We start from the raw sequence: 20,830 nt of genomic DNA, 5'->3' as shown, positions 1-20,830 counted from the left end.
ACCCGGAGAAACGCAATGAAACGCACCGACGACGTCCTGCTCGTGATCGACGTGCAATACGACTTCATGCCGGGCGGCGCGCTCGCGGTGCCGGACGGCGACGCGGTCGTGCCGGTGATCAACGCGCTCGCGCAACGCTTCGACCAGGTCGTGCTGACGCAGGACTGGCACCCGCGCGAGCACGTGTCGTTCGCGGCGAATCACCCGGGCCGCGAACCGTTCTCCACGCTCGCGCTGCCGTACGGCGAGCAGGTGCTGTGGCCCGTGCACTGCGTGCAGGACACCGACGGCGCGGCGCTGCATCGCGATCTCGACATCCCGCACGCGCGGCTCGTGATCCGCAAGGGCGGCGACGCGCAGGTCGACAGCTATTCCGCGTTCGTCGAAGCCGACCGCACGACGCGCACCGGGCTCGCGGGTTATCTGCGCGAGCTCGGCGCGAAGCGCGTGTGGTGCTGCGGGCTCGCGACCGACTATTGCGTCGCGTGGTCGGCGCTCGATGCGCGCGCGGCCGGTTTTGAAGCCGCGGTGATCAACGATGCGTGCCGCGCGATCGACCTGAACGGGTCGCTCGCCCACGCATGGCAGCAGATGCAGGCAGCGGGCGTCGCGCATGTGACGTCCGCGGGCGCACGCCCGGCGGCGTAGCGCAATTCCCCATCCGATTCAGGACATGAAGCAGGACCGAAGGAGACTCGCATGACCGAAGCCGTAATCGTATCGACCGCCCGCACACCGCTGGCGAAATCCTGGCGCGGTGCGTTCAACATGACGCACGGCGCGACGCTCGGCGGCCACGCGGTCGCGGCCGCTGTTGAACGCGCGAAGCTCGACCCCGCACGCGTCGAGGACGTGATCATGGGGTGCGCGAACCCCGAAGGCGCGACCGGCGCGAACATCGCGCGGCAGATCGCGCTGCGCGCGGGGCTGCCCGTGACGGTGCCGGGGATGACGGTGAACCGTTTCTGCTCGTCCGGGCTGCAGACCATCGCGCTGGCCGCGCAGCGGATCATCGCGGGCGAAGGCGACGTGTATGTCGCGGGCGGCGTCGAATCGATCTCGTGCGTGCAGAACGAGATGAACCACCACATGATCCAGGAAGGCTGGCTCGTCCAGCACAAGCCCGAGATCTACTGGAACATGCTGCAGACGGCCGAGAACGTCGCGAAGCGCTACGGCATCTCGAAGGAGCGGCAGGACGAGTACGGCGTGCAGTCGCAACTGCGCGCGGCGGCGGCACAGGAAGCCGGGCGTTTCCGTGACGAGATCGTGCCGATCACCGTGCTCGCGGGCGTGGCCGACAAGGCGACGGGCCGTCTGTTCACGAAGGAAGTGACAGTCTCGGCCGACGAAGGGATTCGCCCCGACACGACGCTCGAAGGCGTATCGAAGATCCGGTCGGCCGTGCCGGGTGGCGTGATCACCGCGGGCAACGCGAGCCAGTTCTCGGACGGCGCGTCGGCCTGCGTCGTGATGAGCGCCGACGCCGCGCAGCGCGAGGGGCTGCAGCCGCTCGGCGTGTTCCGCGGGTTCGCGGTGGCCGGTTGCGAGCCGGACGAGATGGGCATCGGCCCCGTGTTCGCGGTGCCCAAGCTGCTGAAGCAGGCAGGGCTGAAGGTCGACGATATCGGCCTGTGGGAGCTGAACGAAGCGTTCGCGGTGCAGGTGCTGTACTGCCGCGACACGCTCGGGATTCCTGAGGATCGTCTGAACGTGAACGGCGGCGCGATCGCGGTCGGCCATCCGTACGGTGTGTCAGGCGCACGCCTGACGGGCCATGCGCTGATCGAAGGCAAGCGGCGCGGCGTGAAGTACGCGGTCGTCACGATGTGCATCGGCGGCGGGCAGGGCGCGGCCGGCCTGTTCGAAATCCTCTGATCTTTGGCACGGAGCGGCCGCGGTTTCGCTTCGGCGAGACCGGCGGCCGCGACGCGAATCGGCGCGACCGATCCGCCATTCGAAACAATCGGGAAGCAAAAGGCATGCGCCCGGTAATGCCGTTTCCCCTTACTTGTCAAACGAATTGCCCCACCTATACTTGCTCTGACATTTGCCTTTCGGCACGATGGGCCGGATCGTGCGTCGTGCGATCCGTGCCGCGAAGGTTCGAACCAACGCAGCAGACCGACCGGGGACCGAATGAGTACGACCTATGCAGCCGGGGAACCGCCGCGCGTCGTCAGCGCGGCCGCAAGGCTCTACGCGAAATGCCTGCTGGTCGGATTCGCGTTGCTGCCCGCCTATCTGATCGCCTATCTGTGGTTCTTCAGCGATCCGCACGTCGTGTTCGAGAACCACGCGTTCCATGAAATCGCGATCGCCGCCGCGACGCTCGAAGGCGCGTTCGTCACCTACGTGACGTGGGTCTGCTACCGGTCGTCCGGCGAGCCGCTGTTGCGCTGGCTGACACTTGGCTTTCTCGGCTTCGCGATGATCTATGCGCTGCACGGTGCGTTCACCGGGATGGCGCATCACAACATCTGGCTGTTCCTGCTGTACGGGCCCGCGTCGCGGCTCGTGATGTCGATCCTGCTGCTCACGGGCCTGCTGTCGTATTCGCGTCCGCCCGATCGCCTCGAGAAGCGCACGAGCGTGCGCACGTGGCTGCCGTGGATCGTGTTCTTCGTGATCGTCAACGTGGTCGTGGCGTACATCGCGTACTCGCAGGTCGCGGGCGCGCCGGGCACGCGGCTGTCGATGGAAGGCGGCGCGCTCCTGTTCTCGCTGCTGAACGTCGCCGTGCTGCTCGCGCGGCGGATCCGCTCGCCGCTGATGGTGATCTACGGCGTGTCGATCATGGCGTTCGCGCTGTCGTCGCTCGCGTTCATTCTCGGCAAGCCGTGGAATCACATGTGGTGGCTCGCGCATGCGATTTTCGCCGGCGGCTTCTTCCTGCTCAGCTACGGTGTCGTGCAGGCGCTGCAGACGACGCGCTCGTTCTCGGCGATCTACAGCCAGGAAGACCTGATGAGCCGGCTGTCGGAATCGATGGCGCGCACCGAGAGCGCGCTGCAGGAGCTGCGGCGCACGAACCAGAAGCTCGAATACATGGCCGCGACCGATCCGATGACGGGCGCGTCGAACCGCCGGCAGTTCATCGCGCAGGTCGAGCGCGAGATGGTGCGGGCCGAGCGCGACGGCACGCCGTTCTGCCTGCTCGCGCTCGATCTCGACAATTTCAAGAACATCAACGATGCGTACGGGCATCAGATCGGCGACGAGGTGCTGCGCGGCGTGGTGCGCCAGTGCCTCGATGCGATCCGGCCGGCCGGCGGGCTCGCGCGGGTCGGCGGCGAGGAGTTCATGGCGCTGCTGCCGGACATGCCGCTCGAAGGCGCTCGGATGACGGCCGAACGCGTACGCTCGTCGATCGCGAGTTCGCCGTTCGGGCTCGATTTCAAGCGCGTGCAGGTGACGGTCAGTGTCGGCGTCGCGCAATACGGGGCCGACGGCAGCACGGTCGATGCGTTGCTGCGCGTGGTCGACGAACGGTTGTACCAGGCGAAGCGGGAAGGGCGGAACCGGGTCGTGGCGCGGTGATACGGGTGGGCGCGGCACACGGGCGCGGGTGAACGGACGCGGAACATTCGGCCACCCGGGCGTACAGACGCTGTGTCCAGCGCCTCGATTTCTGACGAAGCCCCGGAGGCGGTCACGCCCCGGGGCTTTTGATCATGCCCGGTCGGCACGCGACCGGCGATGCGCTACCGCGCTGCCAGGGCCGCCGCGCTCTGCTTCGGCTGCGCATCCTGCATCCGCTGCGACGCCTGCCACCAGTACTTGCCCGCGCGCTGCTGCGGGTCGCGGATCGCGAGATACGTCGTACTCCAGAGCTGTGCCGCGTTCGCCTCGGTGGCGTCCGCGCTGCGCGTGCCGAATGCATCGGTCTGGTACTTGCCGTTCACGTAGGACCACGTCCACATCTCCGACGTGCGCATGTCGCGCCCGTTCGAGATCACCTGCCAGATCGTCTGCCGTGCCTGCGTGAGCAGCGTGCGCGTCGCGGCCGACAGGTCCTGGCGCGCGAGCTGGCGATCGAGCCCGGCCACCCACATCGCCTGCTGCCACGACCAGATCACCGTCCCGTGATACGCGGAGCTCGTGAATTTCGGCCACAGCGCCTGATTTGCATAGGCCGGGTTCGCGATCAGCATGCCGGCATCGGTCACGAGCCCGGTCGGGAACGGCCGCGTGACGTCGGTGACGATCCGCTGAAGCTCGTCGTCCGGCGGCGTGCCGAACAGCAGCGCGAAGCCGCCGTCCGAATTCATCACCGGAATCGGGTTGCCCTGCTGATCGAGCGACAGCGCGTAGAACGCCAGCGGCGTGCCCGGTGCGGCGCCGGCCGGCACGCCCGCGGACGGCGCATAGGCCGACACGTCGGTGGCCGCCTGTGCGGCCGGCACGCTGACCTGGAACAGCGGCGGCGCCTGCGTTTCCCACGTGGCCGCCTGGTTCGCCGTGTTGGCGAGCGTCGCGCGCTGCCCGGCATCCAGATACGGATCGAGCAGGCCACGCGCGAGGAATGCGTTCGCCGCGCGCAACGCGGCCGGCACGAGCACCGCGTTGACGTCATACGGATAGACGCCGCCGCCGAGCCCGTCGGTGCTGTCGCGCCAGTTGCCGACGATTTCGCCGGGCCGCAGGTGGATCAGGTTCGCGACCGTCGGCTGTTGCGCGAACGGCTGCGCGGTCGTCGCGACGTGCAGCAGGTTGACGACCAGGCGGGTGCCCAGGGTCTGCCCGTCGCTGCCGCGCTGCGCGAGATAGGCGGTCGCGCGGGCCTGGCCGCGCGTATCGTCGATCAGCCACGCGGCCGCGATCGGCGCGAGCAGGTAGTCGCTGTCGATCATCTTGTAGTCGTAGGTCGGCGTCGGATCGTTCGGCCGCCCGTTCTTCTGGTTGTCGACGAGCGCGAATTCGCCGATCCCTTCCTCGTGCGCGACCTTGCCGTCGATCGACAGCCGGCTCAGCACCGACGACAGGCCGGCCTCGATCGCCGCGGGCTCGAGCACGGGCATCAGCATGCGGACCGAGATCAGCGTGTCGCGGCCGAAGTAGGTGTCGTACTGCCACGAGCCGGCCAGCAGCTTGTCGTGGAAGCTCAGGAATTCGAGCACGTTCTGGCTCACCGGGTCGGGGTTCACCGAGGGCGCGAGCAGGTCGGCGCGCGTGATCGGCGACAACGGCGTCTCGCCCGACAGCGCATCGACATGCAGCCGCAGCGTGTGCGAGCCCGCCGGTGCGCTCAGGACGAGCTTGCCGCCCGCTGCCGGCGTGATGCTGCCGCCGTCGCGCAGCGTGATGCGCAGTGAATAGCCGGGCGCGCCGTCGATCCGGTCGCGTTGCCATTGCGCGGCGCTGCCCTGAACCGTCGGTGCGGCGAGGATCTCCTGCGGAATCGTGGCGCCGCCGTTGAAGTCGCGCAGGAAGCGCACGTTGCTGAGCACGCCCTGCCGGATCGTCAGCGTGTTGGTGTCCACCGACACGTCGGCGCCGATGCCGTACAGCGGACGGCCGTGCGCGTCGGGTGCCGATAGCGCGGACGGTGGCGTGTCGAGGCTCCAGTTCACCGGCTGCGCGGTGTCGTCGAACCACAGCCCGGTGCCGCTGTTGCCGGCGGGGAAGACCACGAGCAGACGCGGCTTCGTCGACGAGCGCACCAGCAGGTGTGCGGCGACCTTGTCCTGCCGGTAGAACGCGTTGATCTGGCCGCCGGTGTCCATGCGGAACGACAGTGCGGCGTTGTTCGACGGCGGGGTGCTCGATTTGACGTCGTCGTCATTGCAGGCCGCGAGCAGGCCGGCGCAGATGAATCCGAGACACAGCGACTTCGCAAGGCGATGCATGTTGATGTCCCTCCTGCTGACTGGCGATTTTTATGAGAATTATCGAATGAGCGGGTGCTCGACCTGCTTCGTCCGGTATTGCGGAATTCCTGGGAAATTCGGAATTAATCCGGGCGTGCTTCTGGGGTGAATTGAATGGTAATTAACCGGTTGATGGTTAATGCCGGAATTGAAAGCAAAAGGAGGCGCTGCCCCGGCCAGGCATGAAACACTTCTCTGTTGGCGTTCCGGTGCCGTGCCGACATGAGGGCGTGCACGGCGTGAAAAACGAAACGTAAGCTGTCGTAGGGGATTCTAAAGTTCGGATAAAGTCGAAGTCAATAATGATTTGATGGTTTTCGAATAATGTTCCGGAATGAGGTCGCAATTCTTGCTTGTTGGGTCGGTAAAATATGCGGTTTCACGGAGAAATAGAGATGTTCTGATTATCGAGTTTGGTGAAAATCGATTGGCAATCGATGTCGGTATTGGTGATTGATTGCGAACCGGGATTGAATGGTGGCGGTTTGCCTGTCGCGGTGTCTCGGGCGGTGCAAACGGAATGCGATGGATGCGGCGATACGGAGCGGTGAGCAACCGGCGTTCCTGCGACCGAACCGATGGGTGATCCCGAGAACCGGACTCCATGCGATCGCGTCAATGGCGCCGGCAAGTTTGGTAGTCTTGGAGACCGCTTCCGTTTACCGAATTGGAGCAGTCGGCCATTGATGCGATTCGATATTCGTCGTCTGCGGGGCTGACGATCTTGCGACCGAGCGACTTTTCATCGATGGCCGATGGTGGTTGACGTCGCCTTCACTCCGGAGAATGCACCGTGCTGCACGTGCCCGACGATTCAGTGGTCGTATTGGTTGATTTTCAGACGCGGCTGATGCCGGTGATTCACGAAGGGTCATCCGTCGTCACGCAGGCAGTCCGACTTGCCCGTATTGCGCAGATACTCGGGGTGCCGGTGATGGGTACCGAGCAGAGCCCCGTCCAGTTGGGCCGGAACGTACCGGAGATCAAGGAGCTGTGCTCGCACACCGTCGTCAAGGACCATTTCGACGCTTGCGCGGAGGGCCTGGTCGAGGCATTGCCGGACGGGCGCGACAGCATCATCGTCGCCGGTTGCGAGGCGCACGTGTGCGTGTTGCAAACAGCGCTCGGGCTGTTGCGCAGCGGCCGCAAAGTCACGGTGGTCAGCGATGCCGTGGGTTCGCGCAGGACGATCGACCGGGACGAGGGGATCGCCCGGCTCGGGGCGGCGGGGGTGCAAATCGCGACGGTCGAGATGATCGGGTTCGAATGGCTGGGTTCCAGCCGGCATCCGCGTTTTCGCGAGGTGCTGCGCCTGATCAAATGAGTCGCGGCGCTCGTGCGCTGACGGGAGCAGCGTTCCTGGCGTCGGATGCGTGAATCTCGGGATGTCGGCGCATTGGCCCCGTCAGGTTTGGCAGGCTGGCTGCCGGCGGTCGTGGGCGGCATCCTCGCGTCGGAGGGCGACACGGAGAAGAATCGTGCGTGAACGCCTGGTCGCGACCCTCCGACCGCGCGACGACAGTTCTCGTCGAACTGTCGCGCCGGCTCGAAACCTCGCCGTCGTTGAGGGTGAGGTTTCTCGGCCGCCGACAGCGTTCAGGCCGCTGCCGCCTGATGCGCCGAGTCGCGCTGCTCGCCACCCAGGATATCGATGAGGCTGGCCAACATCCGCTCCAATTCACCGGTCATCAGCGTGACATCCGAGTCGAAGCGTTCATCGTCGTTCTGCGCGGTCGGATCCGCCGCTTCCTTGATCACGTCGAGCGGCGTCACGCGCTTGATCGTCAGCGACGGCGTCAGCACGAAGGAGATCCGGTTGTCCCAGGTCATCGCCAGGCGCATGCATTGCTTGCCGGCCTCGATGTGCCGGCGCATGTCGTTCGCTTCCAGCGCGTGGCCGACATATCGCACCGTGGCGCCGCCTTCGCCGCTCGAGCGCAATTCGGCGTCCTGGTCCACGGTGAATCCGCCCGGCGCCTCGCCGGACAACAGCCAATCCGTCATCGCGGCGACCGGCGAACGCACCACCTGAACACCGGCGAGCGGCAACTGATCGATCGATTTGACGAGCAGGCCGCGAACGTCGTCGGCAACAGCCTGTGAAGCCGCATCGATGACGAGCCAGCCGTTCACCGTATCGATCCACACGCGGGTATCGCGCTGAATGGTGAACGCGCGCGGGAGCAGTTCGTCGGTTACCTGCTCCTTGAGTTCGCGCATCTGCTTTCGTCCGACCTTGAAGCCCTGCTGCTCCTCGATTTCAAGCGCGCGGGCCTTGGTCACCTGAGTGACGACCGACGCCGGAAGCAGCTTCTTCTCGGCACGAAACGTCAGCAACATCTGCCGGTTGATCGAATACACGAGTGCGCCGTCGTCACGCGGCGACGCCCATCCATGGCTCTGCATTTCGACGCTGGTGCCCGGCTGGAACGCGTGGGGCGCCAGCCATTTTTCCATCTGATCGGGGGTAACGGCCCAAGGTGCAGGAAGACGATGAAGCTGAAGGTTCTTGAACCACATAGGAGTACGGGCAAAGCGCACCATTCTATATGACGGTGATGCTTCGGGTGCGGATTCGGTTGCTCGAGGTGACGGTCCGATCGTAGATGGATGTCGTGCCGGGTAGGTGGGCATCGCTCACCAAATTCGCCACGGAACGGGAGCGACGCCTGCTCGAAAAGTTGCTTTGCCTTCGCCGATGGCAAGGAGATTCTCCGTCCCGGCAATTCAGTACGTGTGTCGCCAGAGCCTGAAGCCGGGTGGATGCACCAACAGATCCAGCCCATCGAAGTCGGCAAATTTGGTAGGCTTGTCGTCTGCCTTCGCTGGTCGGAACTTGATGGCATCAAGTGGCACGGTAATAAAGCGGGTATCGCCTTCGGGTAAGCGAAACGATACCCGCTTTATTACCCGCATCTTGCTCGGCCGGATGCCACTTCCGGCGAACGCAAGCGAGCGGCCGAAGGGCGTAAGATGCCCGATTGGCAAGGGTGACAGGCAAGTCGCCGAACCGGAACGAACAGGAGCAACCGAAGTGATCCGTCATATCGTCATGTGGAAGTTGAAAGAATCGGCCGAAGGCGCGACGCGCGCACAAAACGCGCTGAAGCTGAAGGAAAAGCTCGAAGGCTGCCGCGACCTCGTGCCGGGCACGCTGCAGATCGATGTCGGCGTGGCGACGCCCGGCCTCGACGCGACCGCCGACATCGTGCTGGTATCCGATTTCGCGGACAAGGCCGCACTCGATGCCTACCAGGTGCATCCGGTTCACCAGGAAGTGAAGAAATTCGTCGTCGCGGTGGCCGAATCGCGCGAGTGCGTCGACTACATCGTCGACAGCGCACGATGAGCGACGCGGCAACCCCGACGGACGGCCCGTCGATCGAAAGCCCGTTCGTCGATATGCTCGGCGTGCAGCTCGTGTCCGCGAAGGACGGTGCAAGCGAGATTGTGCTGCCGCTCGAGGAGCGGCACATGAACACGTGGAGCATCGCGCACGGCGGCGTGACGATGACGCTCGCGGACATCGCGCTCGCGATGGCCGCACGCAGCCTGACCGACGACGGTATCGGCGTCGTCACGGTCGAGATGAAGGTGAACTTCATGCAGCCGGGGCGCGGCGAACTGCGCGCTTACGGGCGCGTGATGCATCGCTCGACGACGATGGCGTACTGCGAAGGCGAAGTGCGCGACAGCGACGGCAATTTCGTCGCGAAGGCGCTCGGCACGTTCAAGTACATGCGGCGGCTCGCGGTGGGCCGCGACATCAAGCGGCAACGTTCGCGCACGGCGCCGGACGCCCAGCCCGGCCCGAGCGACGCGTAAGCGCCCGGACGCACGGCGGCCCTGCCTTTTCACAGGCAGGGCCGTTTTGTTTTGCGGCGTGTATCGCCCACCGCGGAATGTCGCAACACACGGCGCATCACGCCCGCCTGGCGCGCGCATGGCATCATGCACGCTCGTCCGTTCACGGTGCCCCGCAGGCGCCGTCCTCACCGATGCCGCTGAATCCGAAGATCGCCCAGGTGCTCGACATGATCGAGCGCGCGAAACGTCCGTCCTATCACCACCAGACGCCGCAGCAGGCGCGCGCCGCGTACGAGAAGAGCGCGCCGATCCTCGACGTCGCACCGGCGCCGATGCATTCGGTCGAGGCGTGCGTCGTGCCGACGCGCGATGGCCGCACGATCGGCGCGCGGTTGTACCTGCCGGTCGCGCCGAGCCTCGCGGAGCCGCTGCCCGCGCTCGTCTACTACCACGGCGGTGGCTTCACGGTCGGCAGCGTCGATACGCACGATGCGCTGTGCCGGATGTTCGCGCACGATGCGCAATGTGCGGTGCTGTCGGTCGGCTACCGGCTCGCGCCCGAACACAGGTTTCCGACCGCGGTGAACGACGCCGACGACGCGTTGCAATGGCTGCATCGCGAAGCGGCCACGTTCGGCATCGATGCCGAACGATTGGCCGTCGGTGGCGACAGCGCGGGCGGCACACTCGCGACCGTCTGCGCGGTGCTCGCACGCGACGCAGGCATTCGCGTTGCGCTGCAGATGCTGATCTACCCGGGCGTGACGGGCTTCCAGGATACCGAATCGCATGCACGGCTCGCGAACGGCTACCTGCTGACGCAGGACACGATCCAGTGGTTCTTCACGCAATACGTGCGCGATCGGGCGGACCGCGACGACTGGCGTTTCGCACCGCTCGACGGCACGCGCGATGCGCCGTCGTTCGCGGGCGTTGCGCCGGCGTGGATTGCGACGGCCGAATACGATCCGTTGAGCGACGAAGGCGCCGCGTATGCGGAGAAGTTGCGCGCGGCGGGAAACGCGGTCACGCTGGTCTGCTATCCGGGGATGATCCACGAATTCTTCAAGATGGGCGGCTACGTGCCCGAGGTGCGGGCCGCGCATGCCGACGCGGTCGCGGCGTTGAAGGCCGCATTCGACGACGTTTGACAACGTTTGACGGCGGTGGTTGAGCGGCGTATGCGCCGCATGGGGGCTGCGATGACGAACGGCGAGGTGGAAACGGGCGACTGGACGGTCCTGGGCGGCGACGCCGCGCGGATCCGCGACGCGGTATTCGTGCGCGAGCAGCAGATACCGCCGGAATGGGAACTCGACGACGACGATCCGCTGTCGCTCCATGCGGTGGCGTACCGCGTCGATGCGGCGACCGGCGCGCGCCGCGCGGTCGCGACGGGGCGGCTGCTGCCGTCCGGCACGATCGGCCGCGTCGCGGTGCTGGCCGATGCGCGCGGGCAGGGCGTCGGATCAGCGGTGCTGAACGCGCTGCTGGAGGCGGCGCGGCGCCGCGGCGAAATCGTCGTGCGGCTCTACGCGCAGGATTCGGCCGTGTCGTTTTACCTGCGGCACGGCTTCGCGGCGGTCGGTGAACCGTTCGTCGAAGCCGGTGTGCCGCACGTCGAGATGGCGCGCGCGCCGTAGCGCGGCGCCTGTTCGCGTGCTCAGCGCGGCGGCGTCGCGTCGAGGTCGAACGTGAGCGCGCGCTCGAACGTGCCCGGGCGAACGGTGCGGTGCGAGCCGTCGTCGTCGCAGCGCTCCTTGATCTCGACCGTCAGCCGCACGCCTTCCTTCATCGTGACGCGCAGCGCGGTCGTGCCGCGCGTACCGTATTCAGGCGTCTCGATGAACGCAGCCGACAGCGCACGCTCGCGCTCGATCGGAATGCCGGTGTGCGGCAGTGCGTCGTCGTCCGCGACATGCGGGTCGCGCATTAGCGCGATCAGTTCGTCGAGCGACGGGGTCGGATTGTCGGTGAGCAGCGTGCCGAGCTCCGCGCGCTTGCGCACCACTTTCGGCCAGGGCGTATCGAGTCGCGCATTCGACAACGCATGCACGCCGGGCGCGACCGCGACGGGTGCGGAGACAGCACTTTCGCCTTCGGGCGCGCGATTGCAGAACCACGCGAGCTCACGCCGTCGCCAGTCGCCGACGAGCAGGTTGAAGCCGTTGTAGACGGCCGCATGCTCCGCGAGCCGCCCGAGGTAGTCGAGCGGCGCGACGGACGGGCCGCCGAGGAAGTCGGACACGAGCTTGCCGCGGGTCGGCGCGCCCGCGCGGATGTCGAACGGCGCGCGGTAGTTCGTCAGCGCGGCGAAACGGCCGTCGCGCGATACGCCGAGCCACGTGCCGCCCGCTTCGAGATCGCGGCCGGCCAGCACGCCCGGTACATCTTCCCACCACGAGAGCGGCGCGCTGGTCCGACGAAAGAACTCGTCACGATTGGCGGTGAGGGTAAAGACGGGACCGGCGGCGACATCGGGCTGCCAGTCGAAGGCAATCAGACACATCGGGCGAATCTCTCGGAGGAAACATCGGGCGCCGGCTGCGACTCGCGAGCCGGCGCGCGAACGGGTTGTCAGTGCATCACGCTTCCGTCGGCCACGCGTACGGCAGCGTATCGAATGCGAGCGCCGGGCCGTCGGCCGCACCGAGGTGCACCGTGCCGCTGTCGAGCGCGGCGAGCTTGATCTCGACGAGCGCGTCGACACCGCCCGCGGGCGCGGCCGCCGCGTTGACGATCATCCCGCAGGGCTGGCCGGGATCGTCGCTGTGGAACAGCTCGACGCCGGCATGCACGGTATCGGTCTCGCCGGCGACGTGCGCGAGCGCCGTGCGGCGCTTGATCGTGCCGCGGTACTGGCTGCGCGCGACGATTTCCTGGCCCGGGTAGCACCCTTTGCGAAAGTTGACGGCGCCGATCACGTCGAAGTTGACCATCTGCGGCACGAACTGTTCGACGGCCGGCTGCGTGATGCGCGGTTCGCCCGCGCGGATGTCGAGCCAGTCCCAGACGGCCGGCGACACGACCGGCAGCGACCCGCCGAGCGCGGCGATGCGCGCGTCGACTTCGGCGCGCGGGCCGATCCACAGATAGCGCTTGCGGCCGGCTGCATCGGGCACGCGGATCAGTGTGCCGGCGGGCCCGTCGACCTTCACGTGCACGCCGTCCGGCAGCGCGTCGAAGATGCCCGACAGCGCGTCGCGCACGTCGCCCGCGAAACCGACCACCGCGAGCGCGTCGCTCGCATCCGTCAGCTTCGCTTTGGCACGCAGCACGAACATCGACAGCCGCTTCTGCACGGCGGGCTGCACGTCCTTCGACACCAGCAGGCGCACGCCGTGGCCGGCGCGCCACGTGAGGAACGAGCCGAGGAGGCGCCCCTTCGGCGAGCAATAGCCGGACAGCCGCGCGCTCGCGGCGTCGAGATGTTCGATGTCGTTGGTGAGCTGGCTGTGCAGGAACGTCGCGGCATCATCGCCGGCCACGTCGATCACGCCGAACTGCGGCAACGGCATGCAGGCGCCCGGCGCATCGAAATCGGCGGCGGACGGACGGGGGAAAACGGGGAGCGAGGCGGGTGCGGCCTGGACTGCCGGTGAAGCGAACGGTGTGCTCATGGAATGAGGGAACAGTCAACCCTGACTTTGACGGAGGCGAGCAAGTATTATATGGGTCTTACCTGAGTCACGTTTCCATGTCCCTACTGAAGAAATGCGCCGCGACGATCGTGGCGCTGGCCGTCGTCGTGGCCGCTGCCGGCGCGGGCGGCGGGTATTACTGGGCAACCCGGCCACTGCTGCTGGGTTCGGCATCGCTCGACGTCACGATCAAGCCGCGCAGCAGCGTGAAGAGCGTCGCGCTGCAGTTGAAGCGTGGCGGCGTGCCGGTCGCGCCGCTCGGCTTCGTCGCGATGACGCGCGTGCTCGGGCTGTCGAGCCGGCTCAAGTCCGGCAACTACGAATTCAAGACCGGCATCACGCCCTACGAGGTGCTGCAGAAAATCGCGCGCGGCGACGTGAACGAGTACGTCGCAACGGTCATCGAAGGCTGGACCTTCAAGCGGATGCGCGCGGAACTCGACTCGAACCCCGATCTTGCGCACGCGACGGCCAGCATGAGCGACGCCGAGCTACTGCGCGCGATCGGCGCGCCGGACAGCGCGGTGCAGCGCGGCAGCGGCGAGGGGCTGTTCTTCCCCGACACCTATCTGTTCGACAAGGGCACGAGCGACCTGAACATCTACCGGCGCGCGTACCATCTGATGCAGACGCGTCTCGACGAGGCCTGGGCCGCGCGCGTGCCGGGCCTGCCGTACAAGACGCCTTACGAAGCGCTGACGATCGCGTCGATCGTCGAAAAGGAAACGGGCCATGCGGCCGACCGCGCGTTCGTCGCGGCCGTGTTCGCGAACCGGCTGCGCATCGGCATGCCGCTGCAGACCGATCCGTCGGTGATCTACGGGCTCGGCGATGCGTACGACGGCCGCCTGCGCAAGCGCGACCTGCAGGCCGACACTCCTTACAATACCTACACCCGACGCGGGCTGCCGCCGACGCCGATCGCGTTGCCGGGCGTGGCCGCGCTGCAGGCGGCGATCAACCCGGCACCGACGAGCGCGCTCTATTTCGTCGCGAAAGGCGATGGCACGAGCGTGTTCTCGGACACGCTCGGCGACCACAACAAGGCCGTGGACAAGTACATACGAGGTCAATAATGGCGAGCGGTAAATTCATCACGTTCGAAGGCATCGACGGGGCGGGGAAGACCACCCACCTGCAATGGTTCTGCGAACGCCTCCAGGGCAAGCTGGCCGCGGCCGGCCGGCAAGTCGTCGTCACCCGCGAGCCGGGCGGCACGCAGCTCGGCGAGAAACTGCGCGAGATCCTGCTGAACCAGCCGATGGATCTCGAGACGGAAGCGCTGCTGATGTTCGCCGCGCGCCGCGAGCATCTCGCGCTCGTGATCGAGCCGGCGCTCGCGCGCGGCGACTGGGTCGTATCCGATCGCTTCACCGATGCGACGTTCGCGTACCAGGGCGGCGGCCGCGGGCTGCCGCGCGACAAGCTCGAGACGCTCGAGCGCTGGGTGCAGGGCGGGTTCCAGCCCGACCTGACGGTGCTGTTCGACGTCGCGCCGCAGGTGGCGAGCGAGCGCCGCGGCGCCGCGCGCATGCCCGACAAGTTCGAGAGCGAATCCGACGCGTTCTTCTCGCGCACGCGCAGCGAGTACCTGCGGCGCGCGGAAGAAGCGCCGCACCGCTTCGCGATCGTCGACGCGACGCAGACGATTCCCGAGATCCGCCAGCAGCTCGAACGCGTGCTCGCCGCGCTGTAATTCGCAAGGAACGCACCCCATGATCTATCCGTGGCAAACCGACGACTGGAACCGCCTGCAGCAACTGCGTGCGCAATGGCCGCACGCGCTGCTGCTGCATGGCCAGGCCGGGATCGGCAAGCTGCAGTTCGCGCAGCATCTCGCGCAGGGCTTCCTGTGCGAATCGCCGCAGCCGAACGGCGAGCCGTGCGGCACCTGCGCGGCCTGCACCTGGTTCTCGCAGGGCAACCATCCGGATTACCGGATCGTGCTGCCCGAGGCGCTGGCGGGCGAGGCGCCGGGCGCTGCGGACGACGCGAAGGCGGCCGACGCGGACGAAGGCGGCAAGAAGACGCGGGCGCCGAGCAAGGAAATCAAGATCGAGCAGGTGCGTGCGCTGCTCGACTTCTGCGGGGTCGGTTCGCACCGCGGCGGCGCGCGCGTCGTCGTGCTGTATCCGGCCGAAGCGCTCAACGTCGCCGCGTCGAACGCGCTGCTGAAAACGCTGGAGGAACCGCCGTCCGGCGTCGTGTTCCTGCTCGTGTCGGCGCGCATCGACCGCCTGCTGCCGACCATCATCAGCCGCTGCCGGCAGTGGCCGATGGCGGTGCCGGCGCCCGACGCGGCCGCGGCCTGGCTCGCCGCGCAGGGCGTCGATCACGCGCCGGCGCTGCTCGCCGAGGCCGGCGGTGCGCCGCTCGCCGCGCTGGCGCTCGCGAGCGACGAGAACCGCCCGTTGCGCGACTACACGCTCGGGCAGCTCGCGGCCGGGGCGGCCTGCGACCCGTTCGCGTGCGGCGAGACGCTGCAGAAACTGCCGGTGCCGCTGGTGCTCGGCTGGCTGCAGCGCTGGCTGTACGATCTGCTCGCGCAGCGGATGGCGGGCGCGCCGCGCTACTTCCCGATGCACGCGGCGGCGCTCGCGCGCTGCGCGGAAGCGGTCGATGCGAACGCGTTCGCCCGTTTCATGAAGGCCGTGACGCGGCAGCGGACGGTCGAGAACCATCCGCTCAACGCGCGGCTCGTATTCGAGGAATTGTTTCTCGGATACCGGGAAATGTTCGCGTGACCCGGCATTGTTTCTCGTGGGTTGCGAAACGATGACGGGCCCGCGGCGCGACGCGACCGCGGCCGTCCGGCCCGCGAACGCCGCCCGTTGCCGCATGCCGGCGCGCGCATGAGCGCCCGCCTTACGTATTCAGGAAACACGATGTTCGTCGACTCTCACTGCCATATCAATTTCAAGGGCCTGGCCGACCGCCTGCCGGCCGTTCTCGAGAACATGCGCGAGCACGACGTCACGCACGCGCTGTGCGTGTCGGTCGATTTCGAGACGCTGCCGGAGGTCCTGGCGATCGCGGACGCGCACGACAACGTCTATGCGTCGGTCGGCGTGCATCCCGATCACGAGGACGTGCACGAGCCGACGCTCGCGGAGCTCGTCGAGCTGGCCGCGCACCCGAAGGTCGTCGCGATCGGCGAAACGGGCCTCGACTACTACCGGCTCGAAGGCCGCTCGATCGACGACATGGAATGGCAGCGCGAACGCTTTCGCACGCATATCCGCGCGGCGACCGCGACGATGAAGCCGCTGATCATCCACACGCGCTCGTCGTCGGAAGACACGCTGCGGATCATGGCCGAGGAGCGCGCGGACGTGCCGGGCGGCGTGATGCACTGCTTCACCGAGCCGTGGCCGGTGGCCGAGCAGGCGCTCGCGCAGAACTTCCATATCTCGCTGTCGGGCATCGTCACGTTCAAGAATGCGACCGACGTGCAGGACGTCGCGCGGCGCGTGCCGCTCGACCGGCTGCTGATCGAGACCGACTCGCCGTACCTCGCGCCGGTGCCGTATCGCGGCAAGCCGAATGAACCTGCGTACGTCAGCCATGTCGGACGCTTTATCGCATCCGAGCGCGGGATCGCCGTCGAGGCGCTCGCCGATGCGACGACGCAGAACTTTTTCCGGCTGTTCAAGATCGCCCGCTAACGACGGGCGCGCAGCCGACAACCCAGGGAAGGAGCCCACAACAATGACGAAGCCGACCAACCATCTGCCGAAACGCGCACTCGTTGCCGCCGCGCTCGTCGCGAGCGGCCTGTTCGCGGCAGCCGGCGCGCATGCCGAATCGCTCGATGCGATCGTCAAGGCCGTCAAGTTCGACGACATCGCCGACATCGGCAAGCAGCTCAAGAGCGGCAAGCTCGACCCGAACACGATCGCGCCGAACGGCGACCCGCTGATCGTGATCGCCGCGCGCGAGAAGTCCGACAAGGTCGCGGCGGCGCTCGCCACGACGCCGAACGTCGACCTCGAGAAGGAAGACAAGGCCGGCGAAACCGCGCTGATGCTCGCGTCGCTGAACGGCGACGTCGGCCTCGCGAAGCTGCTGATCGACAAGGGCGCGGAAGTCAGCAAGAAGGGCTGGGCGCCGCTGCACTACGCGGCCACCAATGGCCAGGACGCAGTCGTGAAGCTGCTGCTCGACCACGACGCGTACATCGATACCGCCTCGCCGAACGGCACGACGCCGCTGATGATGGCCGCACGCGGCAACCATCCGTCGACGGTCACGCTGCTGCTCGACCAGGGCGCCGATCCGCAGGTGAAGAACCAGCTCGGCATCACCGCGCTCGAATTCGCGAAGCACTACAACGCGCCGGACGCGATCGAGATCCTGAGCAAGCGGACGACCCGCATCGGGGCATCGACGCCGGCAGAGGCGCAAAAGAGTGCAAAATGACGGTTTTCGGTGCGGCAGACGGTGCCCGCCCGGCCGGATTCCGGCCGGAGCAGGGCGTCCCGGCGCCGCGCCGGCCAAGGCAGCAGGCGGCCTCGGGCCGCATTGACATAAGGAACACCATGTTGCGCGCAATGTTTTGTGCCGCGGCGTTTGCCGTGCCGTTGTCGGCGGCGGCTTTCACGGGCGCTGATCTCGACCGGCTGTGCGCGAAGACGGACGTCAAATCGCGGGCGTCGTGCGCGGCCTACATCGAAGGAGCCGCCGACGGCGTCTACAACACCATCGATGCGATCGGCGGCACGACGGGGCCGCGGGTCGGCCAGTATTTCTGCCTGCCGCCCGACATCCGGGCGCAGCAGATGACCGACGCGGTGCGCAAGTACATCGCGGAAAATCCGAAGCTGGCCGACTACAACGCGAGCACCGCGGTGTCGCTCGGTCTCGGCAAGGCGTTTCCCTGCAGGAGCGGCAACTGACCTGACGCCGTGTCCGGGCCCGCGCGCGGCCCGGGCGTCGCCGACGCATCCAGGACGAGGCGTGCGCGCCTCACAACCCACGGGCGCCGATGATTTCAATCGAGGAACTGCAGCGCATCACCGATGCGCCGTTGCATTCATGGCTCGGCACGCTGGCCGTGTCCGTCATCGTCTTGCTGGTCGTCACGGTCGTGCACCGTCTCGGCGCACGCATCGTCAAGCGCATCGCGCAGCCGTATCCGTTGATGAGCGCGATCCTGCGCTACATCGACCGGCCGTCGCTCGTCGTGCTCGCGCTGCTGGCGCTCGAATTCCTGTGGGTCCAGGCCGACGACGGCATGGCGTTCGTGCGCGGCATGCGCACGGCGGCGGCGGTCGGCTCCATCGTTTCGCTCACGTGGCTGCTGGTGCGGCTGGCGGCCGGCGTCGGCGATGCCATCATCCAGGCGCATCCGATCGATACGGCCGACAACCTCCAGGCCCGGCGCATCCATACGCAGGCCAAGGTACTCGTGCGGACCGTGATGGTGCTGATCGTGATCATCGGCACCGGCGCCGCGCTGATGACGTTCCCGAACGTGCGCCAGGTCGGCGCGAGCCTGCTGGCGTCCGCCGGCGTCGCGGGCCTGGTCGCCGGTATTGCCGCACGGCCGGTGCTCGGCAACCTGATCGCCGGGCTGCAGATCGCGCTCACGCAGCCGATCCGGCTCGACGACGTGGTCGTGATCCAGGGCGAGTGGGGGCGTATCGAGGAAATCACCGGGTCGTTCGTGTCGGTGCGGCTGTGGGACCAGCGGCGCCTCGTCGTGCCGCTGCAATGGATCATCGAGAACCCGTTCACGAACTGGACGCGCAGCAGCTCGGAAATCATCGGCACGGTCTATCTGTCGGTCGATTACCGCACGCCGCTCGCGCCGCTGCGCGAGGAACTCGCGCGGCTCGTCCACGCGGCGCCGGAGTGGGACGGCCGCGTGCAGGTGCTTCAGGTGACCGACGCGACGGAGCGCACGATGCAGTTGCGCGCGCTCGTCAGCGCGGCCGACTCGTCATCGTGCTGGGATCTGCGCTGCCGCGTGCGCGAAGGGTTGATCGCCTACCTGCAGGACCGCTATCCGCAATGCCTGCCGCGCAGCCGGATGGAACTGTATCCGCACGATGCCGCGCCGGACGCGCCGAATCCCGAACGGCCGCACGCGCGCTCGCCTGCCGCCAGCACGGCGGCCAATACCGCAGCCGACCCGCAGACCGCCGAAGGCCGCTGACAGCGGCCCGCACGCTCACCTTCCATCGTCATGACCGCGCTGAACACGCTCGCCATCGCCAATTACCGCTCGCTGCGCGAGCTGATCGTGCCGCTCGCGGCGCTCAACGTCGTCACGGGGCCGAACGGCAGCGGCAAGTCGAGCGTGTACCGCGCACTGCGGCTGCTCGCCGACACCGCGCAGGGGCGCGTGATCCCGTCGCTTGCCCGCGAAGGCGGGTTGCCGTCGACGCTGTGGGCCGGCCCCGAGCGCTTTTCGAGGGCGATGCTGGACGGCGATGCACCGGTCACCGGCACGGTGCGCAAGGGGCCCGTGAGCCTGAAGCTCGGCTTCGCCTGCGACGATTTCGGCTATGCGATCGATCTCGGCATGCCGATCCCGAGCAGCTCGCAGTTCTCGCTCGATCCGGTGGTGAAGCGCGAGTGCATCTGGGGCGGCGCGATGTTGCGCCCGTCGACGCTGCTGGTCGACCGGCAGGGCGCGCAGATCCGCGCGCGCACCGCGTCGGGCGACTGGCAGACGATTCCGCAGCCGGTGGCCAGCTTCGACAGCATGATGACCGAGTTCGCCGATCCGACCGGCGCGCCCGAGATGATCGCGGTGCGCGAACGGATCCGCTCGTGGCGCTTCTACGACCATTTCCGGACCGACGCGCAGGCGCCGGCGCGACAGTCGCACATCGGCACCCATACGCCGGTGCTCGCGGACGACGGCGCCGACCTCGCCGCCGCGTTGCAGACGATTCGCGAGATCGGCGACGGCGCGGCGCTCGATGCGGCGCTCGACGACGCGTTTCCCGGTGCGTCGGTCGAGATCGACAATCCGGGCGGCCGTGGCCGCTTCGACGTGCTGATGCGCCAGCCCGGGCTGCTGCGACCGCTCGCGGCGGCCGAGCTGTCGGACGGCACGCTGCGCTACCTGCTGCTCGCGGCCGCGCTGCTGACCCCGCGGCCGCCGGCGTTGATGGTGCTGAACGAACCGGAGACGAGCCTGCACCCGGATCTGCTGCCGGCGCTCGGCCGCCTGATCGCGCAGGCGGCGCAGCGTTCGCAGGTGCTCGTCGTGTCGCACGCGGCGCGGCTCATCGCGACGCTCGAGCGCGAGGCCGGCTGCGAATCGCTGGTGCTCGACAAGCAGCTCGGCGCGACCGGGCTCGTCGATGCCGATACGCGCGACCTGCCGCCGTGGAAGTGGCCGTCACGCTGACGGGCAGGGCGGCGGCATGCGTTCGGACGCGATCGTCGCATCGGGGGCCGGATCGGCCCGACGGGCGGAATGTATCCTGCCTGTAACAACACCCATAAAATGAAAGACGGGCGGTTCCGCGCAGCGGGATCGCCAATAATGAACGGATA

20 protein-coding genes are annotated in these 20,830 nt (G+C 67.5%); 16 read left to right on the top strand and 4 right to left on the bottom strand.

From position 1 onward, the window contains the following. The first annotated feature begins 15 nt into the window (after positions 1 to 15). From pncA to CFB40_RS10500, 3 genes are all read left to right on the top strand, one after another. On the top strand, positions 16 to 648 hold the full coding sequence (gene pncA, locus CFB40_RS10510; RefSeq protein WP_046545910.1) for a bifunctional nicotinamidase/pyrazinamidase: 633 nt from the start codon (positions 16 to 18) through the stop codon (positions 646 to 648). A 51-nt stretch (positions 649 to 699) separates the two neighbouring features. After that, positions 700 to 1,878, top strand: coding sequence for an acetyl-CoA C-acyltransferase (locus tag CFB40_RS10505; RefSeq protein ID WP_089431188.1), 1,179 nt, complete (start codon positions 700 to 702; stop codon positions 1,876 to 1,878). Between the two features lie 261 nt (positions 1,879 to 2,139). Further along, positions 2,140 to 3,540, top strand: coding sequence for a GGDEF domain-containing protein (locus CFB40_RS10500; protein ID WP_089431187.1), 1,401 nt, complete (start codon positions 2,140 to 2,142; stop codon positions 3,538 to 3,540). A 164-nt stretch (positions 3,541 to 3,704) separates the two neighbouring features. On the opposite strand, the gene CFB40_RS10495 is transcribed toward CFB40_RS10500, so the two are convergent. Next, positions 3,705 to 5,849 (bottom strand): hypothetical protein, encoded by a 2,145-nt coding sequence (locus tag CFB40_RS10495; protein WP_089431186.1) that lies wholly within the window; start codon positions 5,847 to 5,849, stop codon positions 3,705 to 3,707. Positions 5,850 to 6,663: 814 nt separating this feature from the next. Here CFB40_RS10495 and CFB40_RS10490 point away from each other — a divergent pair. After that, a complete protein-coding gene (locus CFB40_RS10490; protein WP_089431185.1) occupies positions 6,664 to 7,194 on the top strand; it encodes an isochorismatase family protein in 531 nt (176 codons plus the stop codon). A gap of 272 nt (positions 7,195 to 7,466) precedes the next feature. Here the strand turns inward: CFB40_RS10490 and CFB40_RS10485 are convergent, their stop codons facing one another. Next, positions 7,467 to 8,390 (bottom strand): recombination-associated protein RdgC, encoded by a 924-nt coding sequence (locus tag CFB40_RS10485; RefSeq protein ID WP_089425608.1) that lies wholly within the window; start codon positions 8,388 to 8,390, stop codon positions 7,467 to 7,469. 514 nt (positions 8,391 to 8,904) lie between these two features. Between CFB40_RS10485 and CFB40_RS10480 the strand changes: the two genes are divergently transcribed. The 4 genes from CFB40_RS10480 to CFB40_RS10465 all read left to right on the top strand — a co-directional run bounded on the left by CFB40_RS10480 (position 8,905) and on the right by CFB40_RS10465 (position 11,320). After that, positions 8,905 to 9,219 carry a Dabb family protein gene (locus tag CFB40_RS10480; protein WP_027787175.1) on the top strand — a complete coding sequence of 105 codons (315 nt, stop codon included), beginning with the start codon at positions 8,905 to 8,907 and terminating at the stop codon, positions 9,217 to 9,219. Next, positions 9,216 to 9,695 carry a PaaI family thioesterase gene (locus CFB40_RS10475; RefSeq protein WP_046545900.1) on the top strand — a complete coding sequence of 160 codons (480 nt, stop codon included), beginning with the start codon at positions 9,216 to 9,218 and terminating at the stop codon, positions 9,693 to 9,695. The genes CFB40_RS10480 and CFB40_RS10475 overlap by 4 nt, the downstream gene beginning before the upstream one ends. A gap of 173 nt (positions 9,696 to 9,868) precedes the next feature. Further along, positions 9,869 to 10,828: an alpha/beta hydrolase gene (locus CFB40_RS10470; protein ID WP_089425938.1), complete on the top strand. Its 960-nt coding sequence runs from the start codon at positions 9,869 to 9,871 to the stop codon at positions 10,826 to 10,828. Positions 10,829 to 10,879: 51 nt separating this feature from the next. After that, entirely contained in the window at positions 10,880 to 11,320 is a 441-nt protein-coding gene (locus CFB40_RS10465) for a GNAT family N-acetyltransferase (protein ID WP_089425937.1), read from the top strand. Between the two features lie 20 nt (positions 11,321 to 11,340). Here CFB40_RS10465 and CFB40_RS10460 read toward each other — a convergent pair whose 3' ends face one another. Together CFB40_RS10460 and ygfZ are read right to left on the bottom strand one after the other, a co-directional pair. Next, the gene (locus CFB40_RS10460) at positions 11,341 to 12,186 is read right to left on the bottom strand and encodes an NRDE family protein (protein ID WP_089431184.1); all 846 of its coding nucleotides are present in this window, start codon (positions 12,184 to 12,186) and stop codon (positions 11,341 to 11,343) included. A 76-nt stretch (positions 12,187 to 12,262) separates the two neighbouring features. Further along, on the bottom strand, positions 12,263 to 13,297 hold the full coding sequence (gene ygfZ / locus CFB40_RS10455) for a CAF17-like 4Fe-4S cluster assembly/insertion protein YgfZ (protein ID WP_089425605.1): 1,035 nt from the start codon (positions 13,295 to 13,297) through the stop codon (positions 12,263 to 12,265). A gap of 77 nt (positions 13,298 to 13,374) precedes the next feature. On the opposite strand from ygfZ, the gene mltG reads away from it, so the two are divergent. The 8 genes from mltG (at position 13,375) to CFB40_RS10415 (ending at position 20,681) form a co-directional block, all read left to right on the top strand. Further along, positions 13,375 to 14,394 (top strand): endolytic transglycosylase MltG, encoded by a 1,020-nt coding sequence (mltG, locus tag CFB40_RS10450; RefSeq protein WP_089431183.1) that lies wholly within the window; start codon positions 13,375 to 13,377, stop codon positions 14,392 to 14,394. Then, complete coding sequence (gene tmk, locus CFB40_RS10445; RefSeq protein ID WP_039367036.1) at positions 14,394 to 15,014, top strand: dTMP kinase; 621 nt, start codon at positions 14,394 to 14,396, stop codon at positions 15,012 to 15,014. Before mltG ends, tmk begins: the two co-directional genes overlap by 1 nt. 19 nt (positions 15,015 to 15,033) lie before the next feature. Next, a complete protein-coding gene (locus CFB40_RS10440; RefSeq protein ID WP_069248155.1) occupies positions 15,034 to 16,062 on the top strand; it encodes a DNA polymerase III subunit delta' in 1,029 nt (342 codons plus the stop codon). 141 nt (positions 16,063 to 16,203) lie between these two features. After that, positions 16,204 to 16,983, top strand: coding sequence for a TatD family hydrolase (locus tag CFB40_RS10435; RefSeq protein ID WP_089431182.1), 780 nt, complete (start codon positions 16,204 to 16,206; stop codon positions 16,981 to 16,983). Positions 16,984 to 17,026: 43 nt separating this feature from the next. Beyond that, positions 17,027 to 17,737, top strand: coding sequence for an ankyrin repeat domain-containing protein (locus tag CFB40_RS10430; protein ID WP_089425602.1), 711 nt, complete (start codon positions 17,027 to 17,029; stop codon positions 17,735 to 17,737). Between the two features lie 119 nt (positions 17,738 to 17,856). Then, positions 17,857 to 18,213: a Rap1a/Tai family immunity protein gene (locus CFB40_RS10425; protein ID WP_006485939.1), complete on the top strand. Its 357-nt coding sequence runs from the start codon at positions 17,857 to 17,859 to the stop codon at positions 18,211 to 18,213. Positions 18,214 to 18,302: 89 nt separating this feature from the next. Continuing rightward, positions 18,303 to 19,475: a mechanosensitive ion channel family protein gene (locus CFB40_RS10420; RefSeq protein ID WP_089425601.1), complete on the top strand. Its 1,173-nt coding sequence runs from the start codon at positions 18,303 to 18,305 to the stop codon at positions 19,473 to 19,475. A 30-nt stretch (positions 19,476 to 19,505) separates the two neighbouring features. Beyond that, positions 19,506 to 20,681 (top strand): AAA family ATPase, encoded by a 1,176-nt coding sequence (locus CFB40_RS10415; RefSeq protein ID WP_089431181.1) that lies wholly within the window; start codon positions 19,506 to 19,508, stop codon positions 20,679 to 20,681. Positions 20,682 to 20,830: the final 149 nt, after the last annotated feature.

It is taken from the genome of Burkholderia sp. AU31652, assembly GCF_002223155.1.
GTDB lineage: Bacteria > Pseudomonadota > Gammaproteobacteria > Burkholderiales > Burkholderiaceae > Burkholderia.
Note: the sequence above shows the minus strand (reverse complement) of the source record. Positions and strands in the feature narration are given on the sequence as shown.